Genomic DNA, 22,928 nt, shown 5'->3' with positions numbered 1-22,928 from the left:
ACAGGTCCGCTGCTAGCTCGACATCGACTCCCGCAGGCTGCGCGGGCGCATGTCGGTCCAGTTTTCCTCCACCCAGGCCAGGCAGTCTGCGCGATCGCTCTCGCCGTAGACGACCCGCCAGCCCGCGGGGACGTCGACGAACGTCGGCCACAGGCTGTGCTGCTCCTCGTCGTTGACCAGCACGTAGAACGTGCCGTTGTCGTCATCGAACGGGTTGGTGCTCATCGGTTCTCCTGGTGATCTCGTCGGCGTCGGCCCGTCGGGGGTAGCGGGCGCCCAGCACTCGGTCGGACAACAGGCCCAGGCAGCTGAGATTGGGAAAGCCTGGACCCTGCATGAGCCCGGCCAGGCCGGGCAGGAACAGTTTTGGGGTCACGCCGGAGACCGCCAGGTCGACACCGATGGACTCTTCGAGCACATCCCCGGCCAGCGGCGCACCCAACCCGAGTTCGAGCAGATCGCGCGCCTGCTGGCGCAACAGCGGCGTGAACCACATCGCGTCGGCGCCCGAACCGTCGATGACCAGGTCGAAACCGTGTACGGTCTCCAGCGCCTCACCGCTGCGATTGCTGCTCAGCGTCAACCGGATTCGGTCGTCGCGCGCGACAGCGTGCGCGACGCGCCCGCGGAGATGACGGATCCGGTCGTCGGCCAGCAGCGCGTCCTGCACGCGCGCGGAGAACACCCCGCGGTCGGTGCGCGCGAACGCGTCCCGGCGCTCGGCGAGCGTCAGACTGGTCCAGTCTGTGGGGTCGGAGAACAACGTGTTCTCGAAGAATCCCTCGCCGCGGGTGAACAGCGTGACCTGTGGTGAGATGACCGTGATGGTCGAAACGCGATGGCGAAACAGCTCGTTGAGCATCGACGCCGCCGTCTCACCACCGCCGATCACCGCCACCCGGTCGGCGGCGATCAGCTCACGACCGGCCGCACGGGACCAGAACTGGGCGATCGAGAGCACCCGCGGGTCGTGGGGCAGGATGCAGCGGTGCGCCTGGCCCGGGCCCGTGATCATCAGACCGTCGGCCTGCACTGTCTGCCGCGTCGTAGACAGTGCCCACCGGTCGTCGCGCACATCGACGCCGACGACCTCGTCGGCCAGCACCGTCATGCCGACGTTGTCGGCGACCCAACGCAGATAGCGACTCCATCCGGAGTGGGTCGGCGCCGGCCGGCCGCGATCCACCCACTCGGCGAACTGCGCGCTGGCGATCAGGTAGGCCTGCCAGCTGTGCCGGGTCATGCGCTCGTCGAGTTCGGCATTGCGACGCGGGACCAGCGTCGAGCGGTACGGAAACCCGACGTCCTTTTCCGGGCTGGTGCCCAACCGGTGCTGGCCGTCGGTCCATCCGCCGACCGCCTGCCAGTTCGCGCCGACCCCGCTGCGCTCGATGACGACCACATCGGGGACGTCGACACCCATGGCGCGCAGCTCGGCGGCCTTGGCGGCCACCGCGATCGCCTTGGGACCGGCGCCGATCACCGCCAGGGTGGCGGTACCCGCGCCGCTCACAGTGCATCACCCAGCACCGTGACGGCCTGGCTCCACAGCTCACCGAGCCGATCGACCTCGGCCTCGCTGCTGAGCTGGTCACTCCAGCGCCAACTGGTCCGCAGCTGTGGTCCGTCGGGGCCGGCGGCGACGACGCAGATGACGTCGAACGTGTAGCGCAGCGGGAGGTCCGGTTCCGCGGAGACGGGCAACTGGGCGTTGAGCGCGGCGTCGGTGAGCAGCGACCAATCAGCCCCGGACTTCTCGCCGCTGAGGTCGTGTCGTCCGATGTAGTTGAACTCCACCTGCGGTTCGGGCTGACCCGTGAAATCCCCGCGCAGATAACGCAACACTCCGTAGTCCAGCCCCCGGTTCGGTACCAGCGCGAGCTGGTCGGTGATCGAGCGCACGAGCGTGCGGGCGACCGCAGCATCCTTCGCCGAGCCGATGTCCACCGGCGCCTCCCCGGCGCCCAGCCGCACCGGATACACCGAGGTGAACCATCCGACGGTGGCCGAGGTGTCACAGGACTGACTGACCACGGCGTCCTCTCGGCCGTGGCCCTCCAGCGCGATCAGCGCCCCGTGGTGCGCGGGCCGGCCGCACTCGACCCGCCATGAGGTCAGGGTCAACGTCAGCGCCGCCAGCAGGAAATCGCGCACTTCGACACCTGCCCGATCGAGACGGTGCAGGATGGCCGCGGTGGCGCCGGCGTCGGTGACCACGTCGGTGAGACGGTGCGACGCCCAGGTGTCTCGGCTCGGATCGGGCCGTCGCGCCCCCAGCGGCGGGTCCGGCGCTTCAAGCTGACGGGCCCAGTACCCGAGCTGCTCGTCGAGTTCACCAGAACGGCTGCGCTCGGCGAGCATTCGTGTCCACTGGCGGTAGGTGGTGAACTCGGCGGCGAGCGCGGGTGTCCTGCCCGCTGTGACGTCGGCGGCGATTTCGGCGAGCGCACCGAGGATGACGTACCAGGACACCACGTCGGTGGCCAGGTGATGCACACACAGCAGCAACACCGACGGCTTCCCGCGGAACCACACCGCCTGCAGCATCGACCCGGCAGTCGGGTCGATGCGCTCCAGCGCCGCGACGGCCTCTGCGCCGGCGTGGTCGTGCGCTGAGCCGCCGACGACCGTGAGCACCTGGGCGGCCGGAACCGCTCCCGGGGCGCGGGTGACCAGCCGTTGTCCGTCCTGCAGCGTCGAGCGCAGCATGTCGTGGCGATCCAGCAGGGCTTGCAGGATTTTCAGCATCTGCTCTTCGGTGAGTTCGTCGGGCACGCTGACGAGCACGTTCTGGGTGAACCGACGAAAGCTGCCGTACTCGAACATCCACCGCATGATCGGGGCGGGGTCGACCTCGCCGTAGCGGTCGTCGTCCAGCGGTGCCGGTGCCGACTCACCGCCAACACTGTCGGAGTTGTCGGGGTTGTTGATGGCGGCCGCCAGTTCCCGAATGGTGCTGCACTCCAGCATGAGTCGAGCGCGCATCTCGATCCCGCGGCGGCGGGCCTCCTGCACCAGGGTCAACGCGACGATGCTGTCCAACCCCATCTCCAGGAAGTCGTCGGTGACTCCCACCTCGTCGGCGCCGAGAACGGCGGCCAGCACGTCGGCGAGGGCCGATTCCGTCGCGGTGGCCGGCGACACCCCCGCCACCTCGGCACCCGCACCGGCACCGGCGATCTCGACCAGAGCGGCGTCGTCGATCTTGCCGTGCGAGGTCAGCGGCAGTGCGTCGACGACGACGAGCTGCTGGGGCACCATGTACCGGGGCAGCCGCGCCGACACCAACGCCCGCAACTCGTCGAGCGGCACGTCCTGCCCACCGCAGACGACGTAGCCGATCAGTCGCGCCTGCGCACCCCGGCGCGTCGCTGTCACGTATGCGTCGCGGACACCCGGATGGGTGCCCAGTACGGCGGCGATCTCGTCGGGCTCCACCCGGAAGCCGCGGATCTTGACCTGACTGTCGGCGCGGCCGAGGAACTGCAACCCGCCGTCGGGGCCACGCCGCACGATGTCGCCGGTGCGGTACATCCGCCGGCCCGCCCCGAAGGGGTCGGCGACGAACCGGGCCGAGGTCTCGGCGCCGCGCCCGAGGTAGCCGCGGGTCACCTGGTCGCCGGTCAGGTACAGCTCGCCGGCCACCCCGGCCGGGACCGGCCGCAGCCAGGCGTCCAGAACCCGCGCACCGACGGTCGCGGTGGGGAAGCCGATCGACGGCTCGGCGTGCGCATCGAAGGCGGCGACCACCGACTCCACGGTCGTCTCGGTAGGTCCGTAACAGTTGAACGCCGTCATGCCGGTGCGGGCGCACTCCTCCCCGATCAACCGCCACGTCGTCGCGCCGACGGCCTCCCCGCCGAGGGCGAGCACGGCCAGCGGCACGGTGCTGAGCAGACCGACGTCGCGCAACTGGGCGAACATCGACGGTGTGGTGTCGAGCATGTCGATGCCGAACCGACCGATCGTGAAGACCAACGCCTCTGCGTCGCGCTGACATTCGTCGCCGACGATGTGCACCGTGTGGCCGTCGAGCAGTGCGGCCAACGGTTGCCAGGCGGCGTCGAAGGTGAACGACCACGCGTGGGCCACCCGCAGCGGCCGTCCGAGCCGTGCCCGCGCCGGACGCAGGACGTGCTCGGCGTGATCGCCGGTGTAGGCGAGCAGAGCGCCGTGCGTCCCGATGACCCCTTTGGGCCTGCCGGTGGTCCCCGAGGTGAACACCACGTAGGCGGCCTGCGCCCCCGTCACCTCGGCGGGCCGGTAGTCCGCCGCCGGTTCGGCGGGCAGCGCGGCGATGAACGCGTCGTCGACGACGACGCGCGCCGCGGCCTGATCCAGGATGTCGGCGACCCGATCGGCGGGCATCGCGGGATCCAGCGGCACGATGACCGCACCCGCCTTCAACACGCCCAACATCGCCACGACGTAGTCGGGGCCGCGGGGCAGTGTGATCGCCACGGCGTCTTCGTCACCGACCCCGTGGGCGAGCAACGCCGAGGCCACCCGGTCAGCGGCCTCGTCGAGCTGGCGATATGTCATCCGTCCGGCGTCCCAGGTCAGCGCCACCGACCCGAGGCGCGCGGCGGCGACCTGGGTGAACCGCGTGTGCACCCCACCTCCGCCGACTGCCTCACCGGCGGCTGACGGCACCGGATCCTCGCCGGGGAGCAGGATGCCGACGTCGCGCAACGGCCGGTCCCAACAGCTGATCAGGCGCTGCGCGATGTGCAGCACCCGCCTGCCCATCGTTTCGGGCTGCAGCTGACCCAGCGCCCCGTCGAGCACCTCGACGAACACGGTGAGCTGCTCGCCGGCCAGATGTGCGGCGAGCGTGACCGGAAAATGCGACAGACTCTCCAGCGCCGACGGCACGAATGTGGCGTCGTTGGCCGCGAATTCGCTGGCGCCGACCAGGCCTCCGGGCGGGAAGTTCTCGTAGACGAGCAGCGTGTCGAACAGCTCTCCGATACCGGCCATCGCCCGCAGGTCCGCGTGGCTGAGGTAGCTGTGGTCACGCAGCCCGGCGGCTTCGCGCTGCAGCGCCAGACATTGGGTGCCCGTGCGGCCGGCGGGATCCAGGCGTACCCGCAGCGGAACGGTGTTGACGAACAATCCGACCATCCGCTCGACGCCGGCCAGCTCGCCCGGCCGCCCCGATACCGTCACCCCGAAGGTGACGTCGGTGCGGTCGGTGAGCACGGAAAGCACGCTGGCCCAGGCGAGCTGGATCAGGGTGTTGACGGTGACACCGCGGCTGCGCGCGCCTTCGGTCAGCTGGCGGGTGGACTCGGCGTCGAGTTTCACCTCGGTGAGCCGGGGCCGCCCGGGCGCCGGGGCGGACGACGTCAGCGCCGGGGTGAGCAGGGTCGGAGCGTCGATCCTGTCGAGGTGGCGGCGCCACAGTCGCCGGCCGGCCACCTGGTCGCGGGCGGCCAGCCAGCCGATGTAGTCGCGGTAGGGCCGCGGCGGGTCGGGCAGCGCGGCGGGGTCACCACCGGCCCGGTACAGCGTCAGCAGCTCCCCCATGAACAGCGGCAGCGACCAGCCGTCGATGAGGATGTGGTGTGCGGTGACGACCAGCCGCCACCGCTGAGGTGTCTCGATCAGCAGGAACCGGATCACCGGTCCGTGGGTCAGCTCGAACGGCGCACTGCGCTCGGCGGTTTCGACGGCCGCCGCCTCCTCGTCGGAGTCGACGCGGACCTGCCGCCACGGCAGCTCGGCACGGCTCGGGATGATCTGCACGGCTCGGCTGAGGTCCCCCTGGACGAAGCTGGCGCGCAGGTTCGCATGCCGCGTCAACAGCTGTTCAGCGCAGCCGCGCAGCAGTTCCACCTGCAGGTCGCCGGTCGCGTCGACGGCCATCGCGATGACGTAGGGATCGGTGCGCGCCGCCCCGCCCTCGGTGAGCGTGGCCATCGAGAACAGCCCCTGCTGCAGCGGGCTCAGGGCCAGCACATCTTCGATGGCCGGTGCGCTCGGGCGTGCGTCGGTCTGGGTCATCGCGGCGCCTCCGGTCCCCCACCGCTCCACGACGCCGTCAGCGCGGCCAGTTCCCGCTCCGACAGGCCCGAGGCCGACATCGGTTCGTGGTGTACGTCGTCGGGTTGGGGGTCGGCGACCGGGCCCGAGTCCAGCGCGGCGGCCAGCTCGGCCAGCGCGGGATGCTCGAAGACCATGCGGGCGGTCAGGTCCAGACCCGCGTCGCGGGCTCGGGCGGCCAGCTGCACGGCCAGCACACTGTCTCCGCCGAGACCGAAGAAGTCGTCGTGACGGCCGACGTCCTCGGCGCCGAGCAGTTCGGTCAGCAACGCGGCCAGGGCGTGCTCGGTCGCGGTGCGGGGCTCCTCCCATTCGGTCGCCGGCGCGCTCGTCACCACGTCGGCGTCGCCGGGCACGGTCGCCGCGACGAGGTGAAGACGGCCGTCGTCGTCCCACCGGCCCCGGTCCCCGGTGCGGTACAACCGCGCTCCGTCGCGCGAGCTGAACGGGTCGGCGACCAGCTTGTCGCCCGTGAACTCGGTGCCGCCGAGATAGACGTCACCGAGTACGCCGACCGGGACGGGTGCCAGTGCGTCATCGAGCACGTACACCCGGTTCGCGCCGGCGGCCCAGTCGGTCACGATCCGCTGCTTCTCTTCGGCGGTGATGATCTCGACGTCGCCGAGCCGGCGGTCAGGATGCTCGGCGAACGCGGTGACGATGCGGTCCAGCCAGCCGGCGAGGCGTTCGATGGTGGCGCGGTCGTACAGTTCGGGCCGGTAGATGACGTGGCCGCGGTACCCGGCCCCTGTGTCGGCGTGTGTGTCGGCGGCGAAGAAGTTCAGCGACAGGTCGGCCTGGGCCATGTCGAAGCTGGGTTCCAGCGCCGTGAACGACGTCCGGTCGTCGATCATCTGCTGCTGGGGAAGTTGTTCGCGCACATGCACGACCACTTGGAACAGCGGGTTGCGTGCCAGCGAGCGCGGCGGATTGACGACCTCGACCACCTGCTCGAACGGCACGTCGGCGTTCGAGTACGCCGACAGGGCTGTCTCGCGGGCCCGCACCAGGATCTCGCGCAACGTGGGGTTGCCGCGCAGATCGTTACGCAGCACGACGAAGTTGACGAAGAAGCCGACCAGTTCTGCCAGCTCGGCCTCCGACCGTCCCGCCACCGGTGTTCCCATCGGGATGTCCGAACCGCCACCGGCTTTGGCCAGCACCACGGCGACCGCCGCCTGCAGCGCCATGAACTCGGTGATGCCGAGGTCGCGGCACAGCTGCGCCAGCGCGGCCCTGGTCGATGCCGTGATGGTGAACTCGACCGCGTCACCGGTGCCGCTGGGCAACCGGGGCCGTGGATGGTCCAGCGGCAGGCCGGATTCGATGGGGGCGTCGGCCAACTGGCCGGCCCAGTATTCGCGTTGCGGGGCGACGATACCTGCCTCGTCGCTGAGCAGCTGCGCCTGCCAGGCACCGTAGTCGGTGTACTGGACCGGCAGCGGCGCCCAATCCGGCTGGCGTCCAGCGCTTCTGCCACGGTAGGCGGTCACCAGGTCGGTGAACAGCACGCCGCCGGACCAGTGGTCACCGGCGATGTGGTGGATCACCAGTGACACCACCAGTTCCGGGCCACGCTCAGCCTCGACGCCGAGCACCGCCGCGCGGATCGGCCAGTCCTGTTCCAGGTCGAAGGCGTAGCGCTGTTCGCGGGCCAGCTCGCCACGCAGCCAGTCCTCGCCGTCACCGCGGGCCCGCCGCACCACGAAGTGCGGTGTCATGTCGTTGACGACTTGATAGGGCGTGCCGTCGATCTCCCGGTAGGTCGTGCGTAGGATCGCGTGCCGCTCGACGACATCGTGAAGAGCCGCCACGAGTGCGTCGACGTCGCACGGGCCCGACAGCCTTGCGGCGAACGGGATGTTGTTGACGGGGTTGGCGCCTTCGATGCGGTAGCCGAACCACGACCGCAACTGCGACGACGACAGCGGCGCCGGACCGTCCTGAGGCTGCGCCACCAGCCGTGGTCGGGCGCCGCGATCGTCCGCGGCGAGAAAGTCGATGTGTTCGGCGAGCCGTGCCACGGTGTCGAGCTCGAAGATGTCACGCACACCGACGTCGGCCCCGCACCGGGCGCGGACCTCGGCGACCAGCTTGGTGGCCAGCAGTGAGTGCCCACCCAGGTCGAAGAACGAGTCGTCGGCGCCCACCCGGTCGTGGCCGAGCAGTTCGGCGAAGAGCTGCGCGACCTGCGTCTCGGTGCCGTCGGCGGGCTCGCGGAACTCGCTGGCGGCCAGGATCTCCGGTTCCGGCAGCCCGGCGCGGTCGATCTTGCCGTGCGCGGTGATCGGGATCTCGTCGACCACCACGTAGGCGGCGGGAGTCATGTACTCCGGCAGCGCTGCGGCCACCCGGGCTCGGATCCGGTCGACGTCGACAGCTGAGCCGTCGGCCGGGGTCAGGTAGCCGACCAGGCTCTTGCCCAGGCCGGGCAGGTCACTGACCACGACGACGGCCTGGCCGACGCTGGGGTCCACGGTGATCGCCGCCGCGACATCGCCCAACTCGATCCGGAAACCTCGGATCTTGACCTGTTCGTCGGCACGGCCGACGAACTCGACGTCACCGTCGGCGTTGCGCCGCGCGAGGTCGCCGGTCCGGTACAGCCTGGCCCCGGGGATGAACGGGTCGGCGACGAAGCGTTCGGCGGTCAGCCCCGGGCGGCGGTGGTAACCGTGGGCGAGATGGGTTCCGCCGATGTATATTTCGCCGATCGATCCGGGCGGAACCGGGCGCAGCGCATCGTCGAGAAGGTGGATTGCCGTGTTGATCTTGGGCTTGCCGATCGGCACGATCCGGGTGCCCTGCCGGCCCTCGACCTTGTACCGGGTGGCGTTGATGACGGTTTCGGTGGGGCCGTAGAAGTTGTGCAACAGTGCGTCGAACGTGGCGTGGAATTTGTCGGCGACCTCCCCGGGCAGGGCCTCACCGCCGATCGGCACCCGTTGCAGCGTGCGCCACTGGTTCACGCCGGGCAGCGACAGGAAAAGCCCGAGCAGCGACGGCACGAAATGCATGGCCGTGATGCCCTTGTCGCGCAACAGGTCGGTCAGGTAGCCGATGTCGCGCAACCCGTCGGGGCGGTGGATCACCAGCCGGGCGCCGCACGCCAGGGTGCCGAACACCTCGGCGATCGACACGTCGAAGCTCGGTGAGGCCACCTGCAGCAACCGGTCTGCGGCGTCGACCTGGTAGTCGTGTTTGAACCAGACGAAGTACTCAGCGACGGGCCGGTGCGGGACCGGCACCCCCTTGGGCAGACCGGTGGAGCCGGAGGTGTAGATCAGGTAGGCGGTGTTGGCCGGGCACAGCGGGCGCACCCGGTCGGCGTCGGTCGGGTTGTGGGTGGGCAGATCCTCGATCCCTGTGACCGGCTCGCGCACCGCCAGCTTCGCGTCGCAGTCACCCAGGATGAAGTCCAGCCGATCCTGGGGGTAGGTCGGGTCGATCGGCAGGTACACCGCGCCGGCCTTGAGCACACCCAGTGCGGTGACGACCAGCTCCGGCGACTTGTCCAGCAGGACCGCGACGCGGTCTTCGGTACCGATCTCGTGCGAGATGAGCCAGTGCGCGACCTGATTGGCGTGCTCGTTGAGCTCACGATAGCTGTAATGGCGGCCCTCGTAGACGACGGCGGTGGCCTCCGGGGTGCGCGCCACCTGGGCTTCGACGAGGTCGACGATCGTGGCCGGCGAGGTGTCGAAGGCCGGACCATGGGTCATCTCGCGCAACCATTCCCGGTCCGCGTCACTCATCAGATCCAGCTCGCGCAGCGAGCTGTCCGGTCGCGCGAGCGCGCTGTCGAGCAGCACCAGATAGTGGTCGATGAGCTGCTCGGCAAGTTGCGGCTCGATGATCTCGACAAGATACTCGAGTTCGACCACGATCTCGTCGGCGCTGAACTCGACCATGATGCCCAGTGGCAGGTGGGTCAGATGGGCCCGCAGGTCGGCGCGTTCGCAACTCACCCCGGGTGGGGTGAAACCGTACCGGTCGGGGCCGCGGAATCCGAAGCTGACCCGCGTCATCCGCTCGGCGCCGTGCCGCCGGTCGGGGTTGAGCTCGCGAACCATGCGTTCCAGCCCGACCCGCTGGTGGGCGAACGCCCCGATGACGGTGTCCCTGCTCTGGTCCAGCAGTTCGGTGAAGGTCATCGCCGCCTGCGGTCGCAGGCGCAGAGCCACGGTGTTGCCGAAATATCCGATGATGTCCTCGGCGTCGGCGGTCCGGTTGAGCACCGGGGTCGCGACCAGGAAGTCGTCGACGTGGCTGTAGCGGTGCACCAGGGTGCCGAACACGGCGAGCAGCACCGTGTAGGGCGTGGCGCCGGCATCGGCGGCCATCGCGCTGACCCGCGCCGCGACGTCGGCACCGAGGTGCCGCGTGGTGCGTCGGGAGCGCCAACTGGTGGGCACCGCCGAACCGGTAGGCCCCGGCAGCTCGAGGGGCTCGGGCGGGTCGGCCATCACCGCGCGCCAGTACGCCACGTCGGCGTCGTCGTTCACCGGGGGCGGCGCCCAGGCCCGGCCCGGTGCGAGCGGGTCACCCTGATAGGCGCGCGTGAGGTCGGCGAAGAACACCTCCCAGGAACCGTCGTCCCAGGCGATGTGGTGGGCGACCAGCAGCAGGACGAGCTCCGTGGCGCTGATGCGAATCACGCTGATCCGAAGCGGTGATTCCGCGTTCAGGTCGAACGGTGCGCTGAATTCACGCTGGGCCAGCACTTCGAGCCGTAGCCGGCGGGCCCGCTCGGACAGTTCGGACAGGTCGTGTTCCGCCCAGCCGGGCCGCAGATCCGGGTGCACGGTCGGCACCGGCAGGCCGGTCGAACCATCGTCGGCGCTCGCGGTGCGGTACGTGGTGCGCAACACCGGGTGCCGGACCGCGACCGCGTCGACGGCCTCGTGCAGCCGATCGGTGTCGACCGCACCGGTGATGCGATAGGACAGGCACACATTCAACAGGGCACGGCTGGGATCGGCGGCGTGCACGAACCACATCCGCAGCTGGCCTTCGGACATGGCCGGCGCGTCGTCGACGGGCGCCGGTGTGGCGGTGAGGCCGCGCTCGTCGAGCCTGCGGCGCAACAGCTCCAACCGCCGCTCGGTGAGCTGGGCTCGGGTGTCGATGTCAGTCACGCGAGGGGTTCACTTCCTTCGATCGCAGCGATCAGGTCGGTGCCGGTGATGCCACCGAGCAGGGTGGCCAACGGAACGGTGTGTCCGGTCAGCTTTTTCAGGCGCTTGCGCAGGTCCAGCGCCAGCAGTGAGTCCACGCCCAGGTCGAACAGCGTGGCGTCGAGGTCCAGCGATGTCGCGTCGACGTCGAGGACGAGGGCCAGTTGGCTGCGCACCGCCGCCGGGGCGGCCATCACCGAGTTGTCGGAGGTCGATGGCGCGGCGAGCTCGCCTCGGATCTCGGTGTCGGCGCCGAACAGGATTCGGAGCCGCTCGCGGTCGGCCCGCAGGATCAGCGGATCACGCGGATACTCCGCGAGGCTGGCCTCGACCGCCCGCTCGGGGTCCATCGGCTTCAACCCGGCGCGTTCGACTCGGGCGGTTTCGGCGGCGTCGATGACGCCGGCACCCTCCCACAGTCCCCACCGCACCGAGACACAGTGGTGTCCGTCGGCTCTCAGCCGCGACGCCATCGCGTCCAGCAGGCGGTTGGCCGCCGCGTAACCGGCGGTTCCTTGACCACCCCAGACGCCGATCACCGAGGAACACAACAGCATCGGTGCACCGCGACGTATCGGCCAGGCGCGGACGAATCGCTCCAGACCGGTGACCTTCGCCGCGGTCATGTCGGCCAGCGCGGCGCCGGTGACCTGGGCCCGCGGCGCGAAGGATGCGCTGCCCGCGGCGTGGATCACCAGCGTCGCCCCGGTGCCGGCGCACGCGTCGGCCACGGCAGCGAGTTGCGCCGTGTCGGTGATGTCGCACGGTGGTGCGTCGATGTGGGATCCGTGTGCGGACAGTTCCGCGACGACGGCCGCCTCGAGACCGTGGCGGCTCAGCAACGTGATGCGAGCGGCGCCGCGCGCGGCCAGGTACCTGGCGTAACTCAAGCCGATCGCGCCGGAACCGCCGGTGATGACCACATGATCGAGCAGGGCGTCGGTCAGCTCCCATGATCGGGCAGCTGAGATGTCCTCGCCCAGGGCCCGTCGATACCACCGCGCCGGTTCGCCGCGCAGCGCGATCTCCCCCGACCCGGTCAGGATCGCCTCGGCCACAGCCGGATCGGCGGCCGAAGCGGCATCGGGGAGGTCGAGATGATGGAAGGCCTGATCGGGATGCTCGAACCCGATGCTGCGATGCATCGCGGCCAGCGCCGCCTGGGCAGGTTCGGCCGGCAGGTCGGCCGCCGTCACCGTCTCCGCCGCTGTCGTGACCAGCCACACGGCCCGGCACCGGGGTCCGATCTGGTCGGCGTAGCTGAGCAGCCCGGAGTCGATGCGGTCGGCAAGCGCCGCAATCGGGTCGTGACCCGTCCAGGTGGGCGCCACCACGACCAGGATGTCGGCCTCCGACGGGCCGGTGAGACCCGCGCCCGGGTGCTCGGTGAGGGTCGCCCGCAGGATCCGCGCCTGCGGGGACGACACGTCGAGGTCCAGGACGGTCACCGACGCGGTGGCCTCACCCGGGCGGGTGTCCGGCCGGGGCTGCCATGTCTCGCTGGTGACGGTGAGCTGCGCGACAGGTTCGAGCGGGGCGGCCGTGGCCCAGAGATGGTCGGCGCGCATGGGCGCCCCAGGAAAGCCGCGCAACGATTCCGGCGCCGCGGCGAGCAGGTCGGCCCACCGGTAGGCGGGGTCGGCGACGGCAGCCGCGACGATGCCGGCGGACAGCTGCTCGGTGACCGGCTCGCCGCGGCGGCCCGAGCCCACCAGCACCGCGTCGGAACTCCGGGACTGCTCGAGTGCGTCCTCGATCGCGAACAACAGCGCCGGGTGCGCGGACATCTCCACAAACGACCCTGCGCCGTGCGCGATGGCTGCCTGAGCTGCGCGATCGAAGCGAATGGTGTTGCGCAGGTTGGCATACCAGTAGTCCGCGAAGTCGGTGCCGGTGGTGACGACGGTTCCGGTGGCCGATCCGACGAACTGCACCGGCGACTCGGTGAACGCCGAGCCGGCCAGCGCGCGCATCAGTGCGTCGCGTTGACCGTCCATCGCGCTGGTGTGGGCCGGGAAGCTCATCGCCAGCTCGCGGGCGAACAGCCCGCGACCCGCGACAGCGGCGGCGATGGCCGCGATCGCGCTGCTCTCCCCCGCCACCGCGACCGAACGGGACGCGTTGACGGCCGAAAGTTCCAGCCAGCCAGGGGTGGCCGCGATCAATCCGTCGACGTCGGCGGGGTCGACACCCAGCACCGCGACGCCGTGTCGCCCGGGTATGGCGGCGATCGCGCGGGCCCGCGCGGCCAGCACTGCCACCGCGTCGCCCAGGGTGATCGCGCCCGCAATGTAGGCAGCGGCGACCTCGCCGAGACTGTGCCCGACCGTGAGGTCGGGCACGAGACCGACGGAGCGCCACACCGCGGCCAGCGCGACGGCGTGAACGAACTGGGCGCTGTGCAGTTCCTGCTGCGACACCGTCGCGGTCTCGGCCGGTGTGGTCAGAAACGGCAGGGCCGAAGGCATTCCACCCCGTTGCAGGACGACGTCGAGCCGATCGGCTTCGGCGCGGTAGGCCGGCAGGTGGTCGTAGGCGTCAGCGCCCATGGACGGCCATTGGCCACCCTGCCCGGCGAACACGAACGCCGCCCGGGCGCGTTCCCGCCGGGACGAGCGCGCGATCAACGGGTGCTCGTATCCGTCGGCCAGCGCGCGCAGTCCGTCGGTCAGCTCGGCCCGGTCGGCAGCACGCAGTACCGCGCGGTGCCGCCGGACTCGGCGGGTGGCGGTCAGCTGCGCGGCGACCTGGGCGACCCCGCACGGTGTCCGGTCGAGGTAGTCGAGAACGGCGCGCGCGTCGGTGGCGATCAGGTTCTCGTCGTGGGCGCTGAGGACGACGGGCACCCGGCCGTCGGGCAGCCGGCTGACTCCCATCAAGCCGCCCTGCCTTGCCCCCGGGCGCCCTCTCCCCCGGTGTCGGGCACCTCGACGACGACATGGGTGTTGGTGCCGCTCATCCCGAATGCCGATACGGCGCCGATCCGGGCTCCGTCTCGCGCCGGCCACGCAGTGGACTTCGCGGCCAGTCGCAGAGCGGTGTTCTCCCAGTCGATTTCACTGCTGCGGTCGTCGACGTGCAGGGTGGCCGGCACGGTGCCATGCCGGGCGGCCAGCAGCACCTTGGCCAGGCCGAGCGCGCCCGCCGCAGCCTGGGTGTGTCCGACGTTGGACTTGACCGAACCCAGCAGCGGTCCACGGCCCGGGGCGCCCGCGCCGTAGGTGGCCGCCAGCGAGGTCAACTCGGTGCGATCACCGAGTCGGGTGCCGGTGCCGTGGCCCTCGACCATGCCGATGTCTTCGGGACCGGTACCGGCGGTGTGCAGGGCGCGCCGGAACAGCCGGATCTGCGCCTCGCGGCTCGGTGCGGTCAGACCCACCGACCGTCCGTCGGAATTCGCGACGCTCGCCCGCACCTCGGCCAGGACCGGGCGGCGGTCCCGCAGTGCGGCCGACTTGCGTTGCAGCACGAACATCCCGGCGCCCTCGGCCCACACGGTGCCGCTGGCGTGCGCGCTGTACGGGCGGCAATGGCCGTCGTCGGACAACGCGTGCTGCTTGGAGAACTCGACGAAGTATCCGGGTGCACCCATCACGCACACCCCACCGGCCAGTGCGACGTCACAGTCGCCGGCACGCAGTCCCTGCACCGCCAGGTGTACCGCCGACAGCGCCGACGAGCAGGACGTGTCGACGGTCATCGCGGGACCGGCGAGTGCCAGCGTGTAGGCGATCCGACCGGAGATGACAGCCAGCGAGGTGCCGGTGATCAGATGCCCACTGTGCTCGGAGAACTCGGCCATGTCCGGCCCGTAGCGCATGTCCGACGCTCCGATGTAACAGCCGACCTCATGTCCGGCGATGTCGTCGGGGTTGATGCCGGCGTCCTCGAGCGCACGCCAGGTCACCCGCAACGCGACCCGCTGCTGGGGATCCATGGCGACCGCCTCGCGCCGCGAGATGCCGAAGAACTCGGGATCGAAGGTGGCGGCGCCGCTGAGGAATCCGCCGAGGTTGTGGATGGGCTTGAATCCGTCTCGGCGTGATCCGTCCAGCAGAGTGCGGATCGACCAGCCGCGATCGTCGGGGAACGGGCCCAGCGCTTCCCGCTCGTCGCACAGCAGCCGCCAGTAGTCGTGGGTGCTGTCCACTCCGCCCGGGGCCTCGACTGCCATCCCGACGATCACCACCGGATCATCGGTCATGTGCAACTCACCAGTTCGGCGACCTCCTCGAGGTGGCCGTCGACATAGAAGTGGCCACCGTCGAACATGGTCAGCGTGAAGACACCGTCGGTGTGGCATTCCCACGCGCGCAACAGATCCGGCTCGACACGATGGTCGCTGCGACCGCCGACGGCGTGGATGTCGGCGGCGACCCGCACCTCGCGGCCGCACGTGTAGCGGTTGAATGCCTGGTAGTCGGACCGCACCGCGGGCAAAAGCAGCTCCAGGAAGTCCTCGTCGTCGAGGAGGCTGGCGTCGGTGCCGCCGAGGTCGACGATATCGGCGAGCAGTCCGCTGTCGGTGGTGGGCACCGGACGAGACCCTGCGACCGTGGCGGGCGCCTGACTGGCCGAGGCCCACAGCTCACGGACAGCGACGCCGCGCTGTTCGGCAAGCCGGGCGAACTCGAACCCGACCAGAGCGCCCATGCAATGGCCGAACAGCCGTAGCGGACCCAGGCCTGCCCAGTCCGCCGCGTCGAGCATGTCACGAGCCAGGTCGGTCACCGACTCGGCGGGCGGGTCGGTGAGTCGTTCACCGCGCTGCGGGTACTGCATGATGAAGGTGTCGACGCCGTGGGCCGCCAACGCGCGCGCGAAGTTGCGGTATGCGGCGGCGGCTCCGCCGGCGTGCGGGAACACGATGGTCGCCGTACCGGGTTCTCCCGGGAACCGCTTGATCCACGGCGCGAGATCCAGTTGCTGCGGCTCGCCGATCATCGCGCGGATTCCAGCGCCGCGATCACGTCGGCGTTCTCCATCTCCGCCACCTCCAGATACAGCGCGGCGACCTCGCTCAACCTGCTGTTGTTCGGCTCGTTGGCGCTCATCCGCGCGGCCAGCGCGGACACGGTGCGAGTCGCGAAGATGTCGGCGACCATCACCGACGGGGTGTTCAGCCAGGTGCGAATCCGCGCCACCACCTGGGTGGCCAGGACGGAATCGCCTCCCACCGAGAAGAAGTCGTCGTCGGCGCCGATGCTGTCGCGGCCGAGGACCTCGCCGACGATGCTGCTCAGCGCAGACTCCAGCGGGGTGGCCGGGGCACGGTAGCCGGCCACGGTGGCGAGGACATCGGCGTTTCTCAGCTCGCGGGCGACCGCGGCCCGGTCGATCTTGCCTCCGACGGTGAAGGGGATGCGTGGCGCGCACACGATGATCTGGGGCACCATGTGCGGTGGCACCAGACCGGCAAGTTCCTCGGCGATGTGGCGCGGCTCGGCAGCGGCGCACACCAGAGCGGCCAGCACGTCGCGCCCGTCGGTGGGCACCACCGCGGCGACCGCGGCTTCCACCCCGTCGATGCGGCGCAGCGCGGATTCCACATCCCCGAGTTCGACGCGGTAGCCGCTGATCTTGATCCGGTGGTCGGCACGTCCGACGAATTCGATGACGCCGCCGGGCCGGTAGCGCACCAGGTCGCCGGTGCGGTACCACCGGCGGCCGGCATGCTCGACGAATCGTTGGGCCGTGAGGTCGGGGCGGGCGCAGTAGCCGCGGGCGATGCCGCGACCACCCACCCACAATTCGCCGGGAACCCAGTCGGGGCAGTCCTGACCGTCGGGACCCACCACGCGGCACTCGTTGTTGGGCAACGGCACGCCCAGAGGCACGGAGGACCAGTCGGCGGGGATCTCTCGGACGTCGCAGACGGTGTTGTGGGTGGCCGTTTCGGTGGCCCCGCCCAGACCCGCGAAACGCATGTGCGGGGCGCGTTCTCGCAACGCGCGCACCATCTGCGGGCGCACCCAGTCACCGCCGGTCGGCACCACCCGCACCGACGAGAGGTCGCCGGGGACCTCGATCAGCATCTCCAGCCAGCCGGGCATGAAGTGCAGCACGGTCACCCGGTTGGCCTCGATCAGTCGAGCCCAGGTGTCCGGGTCGCGTCGGTGCGCCTCGTCGACCACGACGAGAGATCCGCCGGCGCGCAGCATCGCGAACACGTCGAGCACCGACAGGTCGCATTCCAGCGTCGACAGTGCCAGGCACCGGTCCTGCGGTCCGATCTCGAAGTGGGCGTTGATGAACTCGACGGTGTTCATCGCCGCCGAGTGCGTCATCTCCACACCTTTGGGCTCACCGGTGGAACCCGAGGTGAACAAGGTGTAGGCCAGGTCGTCGGGCTCGGCTGCCGCGGGTTCGAAACCGGCTTCGTGGCGGCCGACGCGCCGCGCTTCAGTCACGGTCAGCGCCGGTAAGCCGGTTGGGGGCTGGTCGCCGCACACGAGAGCCATCCGGACCCCGGCGCCGGTCAGCATCCGTGCGGCACGCTCGTCCGGGTGATCGATGCCGACCGGCACGTACACGGCGCCGGCAGCCAGAATGGCGAGCAGCGCGGTCACCTGTTCGGCACCCTTGGGCCCCATGACCGCGACGGCGTCGCCGGGCCGCACACCGGCCACGGTCAAGCCGGCGGCGACCTCGAGCACCTGCTCACGAAGCTGGCCGTAGGTGAGGTCACCGGCACTGCTGTACACGGCCGGCGAGTCGGGCTGCAGCTGTGCCCGGCGGAAGAATCCGTCGTGCAGCGCTTCGCCGCTGCGAGGCGCCTGCACCGCGTTCACCGCGTCGCGGGCAGTCTGTTGTTCCGGCGTGACGGCGGGCTGGTCCGCCGTCTCCCAGGCGGTGTCGTCGTCGGCCAGCCGCTTCAGTTCAGCAAGGTGGTGGGCGAACATGGCGTCGGCGACGCCGGGCCGGAAGGCATCCTCGCGCACATCCCAGTTGATCATCAAGCCCTCGGCCACCGGCGTGGCCTGAGCGTCGATCAGCACCTGCGGGCCTTGAGAAATCGTCCACACCGGCCTGCCGAACTGCTCGGTCACCTCGCCGGCGAACAGATCACCGAGACCGAGGGCGCTGGTGTAGACGATCGGCGCCAGAACCGGGGTGCCGTGGTGGCGAGTCAGGTCACGCAGCACCGACAGACCCGAGTAGTGCGAGTGTGCCGCCGAAACATGCAGTGCCCGCTGCAGAACCCGGCCGCGGGCCGCGGGAGTGGTGGCATCGGTGAGGTCGACGTCGAGCATCAGCGATGACGTGAAGTCCCCCACCAGCTTGTCGACGTCGGCGTGGAACTGCTCACGGCCGAACATCGGCAGGTTCAGCAGGAACCGCCGGTTCGTCGACCAGCGCGCCAGTGTGCCGGCATAGGACGCAGCCACGGCCATCGCCGGGGTGATCCCCCGCCGGTGCGCCGCGGCGAACAACGCGTCGCGGGTCTCGACATCGAAGATGTGCCAGCGCCGAGTGCCGCGACGTGGGTCGGCCTGTTCGTCACGCGGAACCAGCGGCAGCGCGGGGCCTTCCGGCAGATCCGGGATTCGTTCGGCCCACCACCGGCGGTCAGCGTCTGACTGGGAGTTGTCGGCCGTGACCTCTGCTCGGTACTGGCGGTAGGTGTAGCCGAGCTCTGGCAGCGTTCCGCCGTCGTAGAACACCGCGAGATCTGACATGAAGTTGCGGTAGCTGACCGCGTCGGCGGCCTGCATGTCCAGGTCGACGTGCAGCCTGGTGCTGCCGTCGGGAAGCAGCGACAGCGACAGTTCGAGGACCTCGTCCACCAACATCTGATGCGATTTGGCGTCGCGGATCTCGTCGAGGCGTCGCTGAGCCGCCGCGGAGTCGAGGTCGCGCAGGTCGAAGACGGTGACCGGCAGGCTGCGATCGCCGACGCGCTGCGTCCCGTCGGGCAGGATCTCCACCCTCAGCATGGGGTGGCGCCGGGCCAGCCGCGCCGCGGCATCCCGCAGCCGCTCGGGATCGACTCTTACACCGTCGAATTCGACATAGAGGTGGGCAGCCACGCCCCCCAGCTGCTGATCGTCGTTGCGGCCCACCCACAGAGCGTGCTGGATCGGCGCCAGCGGGAAGGGTTCGTTGTCCTCGGCCTGATCGCTGCAGGAACTCGAGCCGTCAGCGCCCGGGTTCCCGGTGGTAAAGGTCGGCGCCGTGCCGGTCGGTGTGGTGGCGTCGTGAGCGGCGACGAGGTCCGCCCATGCAGCTACGGTCGGGTTGGCGGCCAGATCGGCGAACCCGACGGAGATGCCCTGCCGGCGCCACCGCCCCGACAGCGACATCATCCGGATGGAGTCCAGGCCCGACGCGATCAGATCGGCATGCGGATCCAGCTCGTCCGCACTCATGCCGAGCAGTTCGGCGACTTCGTCTCGAACCGTCTGCGCTCTCGTCACCGCCACACCCACAAAGCCTCCAGCGTTAAGTCAGGCTGCCCTAACTTTGTGGAGGCTACCCTATATTCGGTTCACCGAACACTTCTACCCCGAGCGGACGATTTCACCAGATGAGCACCGGATTCCTGGCTGACCAGGGCAAACCACATGGACACGCGTCCGCTGACCTGCTGACGGGTTTCGTGCCCTTCCCGGAGGACCGCGCCCAGGCCTACCGGGAGGCCGGCTACTGGACGGGCCGACCACTGGATTCGATTCTGACCGACGCCTCTGCGCGATGGCCGGACCGCACCGCGATCGTCGACTCCGCGACCTCGTACTCCTTCGCGGAGTTGGCGGCCGTGGCGGATCGGGTCGCCGCGGGGCTGGCGGAGCTCGGCATCGCCGAAGGCGACCGGGTGATGGTGCAGCTGCCCAACTCCTGCCAGTTCGCGGTGGCGCTGTTCGGGCTGCTGCGCGCCGGGGCGGTGCCGGTGATGTGCCTGCCGGGGCATCGCACGGCCGAACTCGGACATTTCGCCGAGGTCAGCGGCGCGGTCGCGCTGATCGTCGCCGACAAGGTGGGCGGTTTCGACTACCGCGACATGGCCGCCACGCTCGTCGCCGGGCATCCTGCCCTGCGCCACGTCATCGTCGACGGCGACTCCGCGGACTTCGTGCCGTGGTCCTCACTCGTCGAGCATCCGGGTGAGCCCGCCGACCGTCAGCCCGTCGACCCGAACAGCCCTGCGCTGCTACTCGTTTCCGGCGGCACCACCGGCTTACCGAAGCTGATCGCCCGCACCCACGACGACTACCTCTACAACGCCCGCACGTGCGCGCAGACCTGCGAGATGACCGCTCAGGACGTCTATCTCGTCGCACTGCCGGCCGGTCACAACTTCCCCCTGGCGTGCCCGGGCCTGCTGGGCTCGATGACGGTGGGTGCGACGACGGTGTTCACCGCCGACCCCAGCCCCGAATCCGCCTTCGCGCTGATCGACAAGCACTCGGTCACCGTCACCGGCCTGGTGAACGCGTTGGCCAAATTGTGGGCTCAGGCCTGCGACTGGGAACCGGTGCTGCCGACGTCGCTGCGCTACGTCCAGGTCGGCGGCTCCCGCATGAGCCCCGAGGACGCGCGCTTCATTCTCGACAGGCTCACGCCCGGCATGGCACAGATCTTCGGCATGGCCGAAGGAATGCTCAACTTCACCCGACCCGGCGATCCGCTCGACGTCGTCGTCCACACCCAGGGCCGACCGATGTCGCCGGCCGACGAGATGCGCGTCGTCGACGACAACGGCGACGAGGTGGCGCCCGGTGAAGAAGGCGAACTGCTGGTGCGGGGGCCCTACACACTCAACGGGTACTACCGCGCCGACGATGCCAACGCGCGGTCCTTCTCGCCGGACGGCTTCTACCGCACCGGCGACCGGGTGCGGATCTTCGACCGCGGCCCGAGAGCCGGGTATGTCGAAGTCACCGGACGGATCAAGGACGTCATCCACCGCGGCGGCGAGACGGTGTCGGCGACCGACCTGGAGGACCATCTGCACACCCATCCGCAGATCTACAGCGCGGCTGCGGTGGCACTGCCCGACGAGTACCTCGGTGAGAAGATCTGCGCGGCGGTCGTTTTCCGCGGACGCCCGATCACGCTGACCGAACTGAACGCCTTCCTCGACGAGCGGGGCGTGTCGGCGCACACGCGCCCGGACGCCCTCGTCGCGATGCCCGCATTGCCGACCACCGCGGTCGGGAAGGTGGACAAGAAGCAGGTCGTCGCCCGGTTGATGGCGGGCAAAAACGGCTAGTTGTAAGGCATGGCGGACACACTCGACCAGAGAGACCACTGGGAAGTCGACCGCGAGTTCACCCTCCCGCACTTCGGAGACCTGGTCACAGACGGCCGGGTCGAGCACGCCACCGACGACGTCGAGACGGCCTACTTCGACACTGCCGAGCGCGACCTGCACGCCTTCGGCATGACTGTGACCCGGCGGGTGGCCGACAATGCCGAATGGGTGTTGACCATGCCCGGTAGCAGCGCGACGTTGCGCTTCGCGGATTCGACGTCGGTACCCGAGGAACTGGCGACGATCACCCATGGAGTCACCGCAGGACGGGACCTGGCGCACATCGCCACGATCCGCACGCTCCGCGACCGCTACCTGGTCAGCGACGCCGAGGGCGGGTCGCGATTCGAGATCGACGACGACGAACTGCGCGCTTCGCTCGGGGACCGGCTGCTGGCTTGGCGGGAGGTGCACGCCGCCCCTGCGCCGGCGCGGTTGCGGGAGCGGCTGTCGGAAGCGGGAGCGCGCCGGTCGACCGAGCCGCCGCGGGTGGACCGCTTGCTGGCCGGTGACGCCGAGCGCGACGCGGTGGCTGTGGCAGCCGGTGCGCAGGCGCTCGACCGCTATGTGGCAGCGCAGGTCGACGAGATCGTGCGCGGCGACATCGAGTTGCGGCGCGGGCATGATCCGATCCACGACACCCGCGTGGCGATTCGTCGGCTGCGCAGCACGATCCGAGTCTTCGACGAACTCGTCGACGTCTTCGCCGAAGACGATGTCGCCGACGTCGAAGCCGACCTCAAATGGTTCGCCGGGGTGCTCGGCGACGTCCGTGACTGCCAGGTGCAGCAGGAACGGCTCGGTGCCGCCCTCGACGAGCTGCCCGAGGAGCTGATCCTCGGCCCGGTCCGCGCGCGACTCCGCAACGACCTCATGGCCGTGGAACTGCCCGCCCGCGAGGCGGTCGACGAGGCCATGAGGTCACCGCGGTACGCAAAGATGATGTCGCACCTCCAGGTCTGGCGTCGCCGGGCGCCGTTTCACCACTGGATCGAGGCTGCGGCGGTGCGCAGGCTCGCGAACAAGGCGCAGCGCAAGGCACGGCGTCGTCTCACCACCGCGCTGGAGGCCGACGATGCGGAGCTGTTGCACCGGGCGCGTAAGGCAGCCAAGCGGGCCCGTTACGCCGCCGAGCTCATGGAGCCGATCGATGCCAAGGCGGCCAAACGAGAGCGCAAGCACTTCAAGCACATTCAGAGTGTGCTCGGCGACCACCAGGACACCGTGGTGGCGATGGCATGGCTGCGGCGAATCGGTGTCGCCGCCGGGACCACAGACGGTGAGAACGGCTTCACATTCGGTCTGCTGTACGGCCGCGAGCAGGCGTTGGGCGCTGAATGCCGACGCGCGGTTCAGAAACTCGAGTAGTTCGCTCCTCAGAAATCTCTTTTGTCACTGTGGTTTCTGTGGCCACATCCGCGGGCGGACCTGTCGGGGTGTCGAACTAGTGT

Annotated in this window: 10 protein-coding genes; 2 read left to right on the top strand and 8 right to left on the bottom strand. The window is 69.9% G+C overall.

Going from position 1 to position 22,928, the window contains the following annotated elements:
• Positions 1 to 12 precede the first annotated feature (12 nt).
• Genes J3476_RS01980 through J3476_RS01945 form a run of 8 tightly spaced genes read right to left on the bottom strand, consistent with a single transcriptional unit; the run spans position 13 to position 19,591 of the window.
• Positions 13 to 225, bottom strand: coding sequence for an MbtH family protein (locus J3476_RS01980; protein ID WP_207064943.1), 213 nt, complete (start codon positions 223 to 225; stop codon positions 13 to 15).
• Complete coding sequence (gene mbtG / locus J3476_RS01975) at positions 203 to 1,513, bottom strand: SidA/IucD/PvdA family monooxygenase (protein ID WP_207064942.1); 1,311 nt, start codon at positions 1,511 to 1,513, stop codon at positions 203 to 205. The genes J3476_RS01980 and mbtG overlap by 23 nt, the downstream gene beginning before the upstream one ends.
• Positions 1,510 to 6,006 (bottom strand): non-ribosomal peptide synthetase, encoded by a 4,497-nt coding sequence (locus tag J3476_RS01970; protein ID WP_207064941.1) that lies wholly within the window; start codon positions 6,004 to 6,006, stop codon positions 1,510 to 1,512. The genes mbtG and J3476_RS01970 overlap by 4 nt, the downstream gene beginning before the upstream one ends.
• On the bottom strand, positions 6,003 to 11,183 hold the full coding sequence (locus tag J3476_RS01965; protein WP_207064940.1) for a non-ribosomal peptide synthetase: 5,181 nt from the start codon (positions 11,181 to 11,183) through the stop codon (positions 6,003 to 6,005). The genes J3476_RS01970 and J3476_RS01965 overlap by 4 nt, the downstream gene beginning before the upstream one ends.
• Positions 11,180 to 14,098 (bottom strand): mycobactin polyketide synthase MbtD, encoded by a 2,919-nt coding sequence (gene mbtD / locus J3476_RS01960; protein WP_207064939.1) that lies wholly within the window; start codon positions 14,096 to 14,098, stop codon positions 11,180 to 11,182. The genes J3476_RS01965 and mbtD overlap by 4 nt, the downstream gene beginning before the upstream one ends.
• Entirely contained in the window at positions 14,098 to 15,426 is a 1,329-nt protein-coding gene (locus tag J3476_RS01955; RefSeq protein WP_207064938.1) for a polyketide synthase, read from the bottom strand. Before J3476_RS01955 ends, mbtD begins: the two co-directional genes overlap by 1 nt.
• Entirely contained in the window at positions 15,423 to 16,166 is a 744-nt protein-coding gene (locus J3476_RS01950) for a thioesterase II family protein (RefSeq protein WP_207064937.1), read from the bottom strand. The genes J3476_RS01955 and J3476_RS01950 overlap by 4 nt, the downstream gene beginning before the upstream one ends.
• Positions 16,163 to 19,591, bottom strand: coding sequence for an amino acid adenylation domain-containing protein (locus J3476_RS01945; protein WP_373889011.1), 3,429 nt, complete (start codon positions 19,589 to 19,591; stop codon positions 16,163 to 16,165). The genes J3476_RS01950 and J3476_RS01945 overlap by 4 nt, the downstream gene beginning before the upstream one ends.
• Before the next feature lie 158 nt (positions 19,592 to 19,749).
• Between J3476_RS01945 and J3476_RS01940 the strand changes: the two genes are divergently transcribed.
• Positions 19,750 to 21,435, top strand: a complete 1,686-nt coding sequence (locus J3476_RS01940) for a (2,3-dihydroxybenzoyl)adenylate synthase (RefSeq protein ID WP_207064935.1) — start codon at positions 19,750 to 19,752, stop codon at positions 21,433 to 21,435.
• 9 nt (positions 21,436 to 21,444) lie between these two features.
• Positions 21,445 to 22,845 carry a CHAD domain-containing protein gene (locus J3476_RS01935; RefSeq protein ID WP_207064934.1) on the top strand — a complete coding sequence of 467 codons (1,401 nt, stop codon included), beginning with the start codon at positions 21,445 to 21,447 and terminating at the stop codon, positions 22,843 to 22,845.
• Positions 22,846 to 22,928: the final 83 nt, after the last annotated feature.

Source organism: Mycobacterium sp. PO1, from assembly GCF_017312405.1.
Lineage (GTDB): Bacteria > Actinomycetota > Actinomycetes > Mycobacteriales > Mycobacteriaceae > Mycobacterium.
Note: the sequence above shows the minus strand (reverse complement) of the source record. Positions and strands in the feature narration are given on the sequence as shown.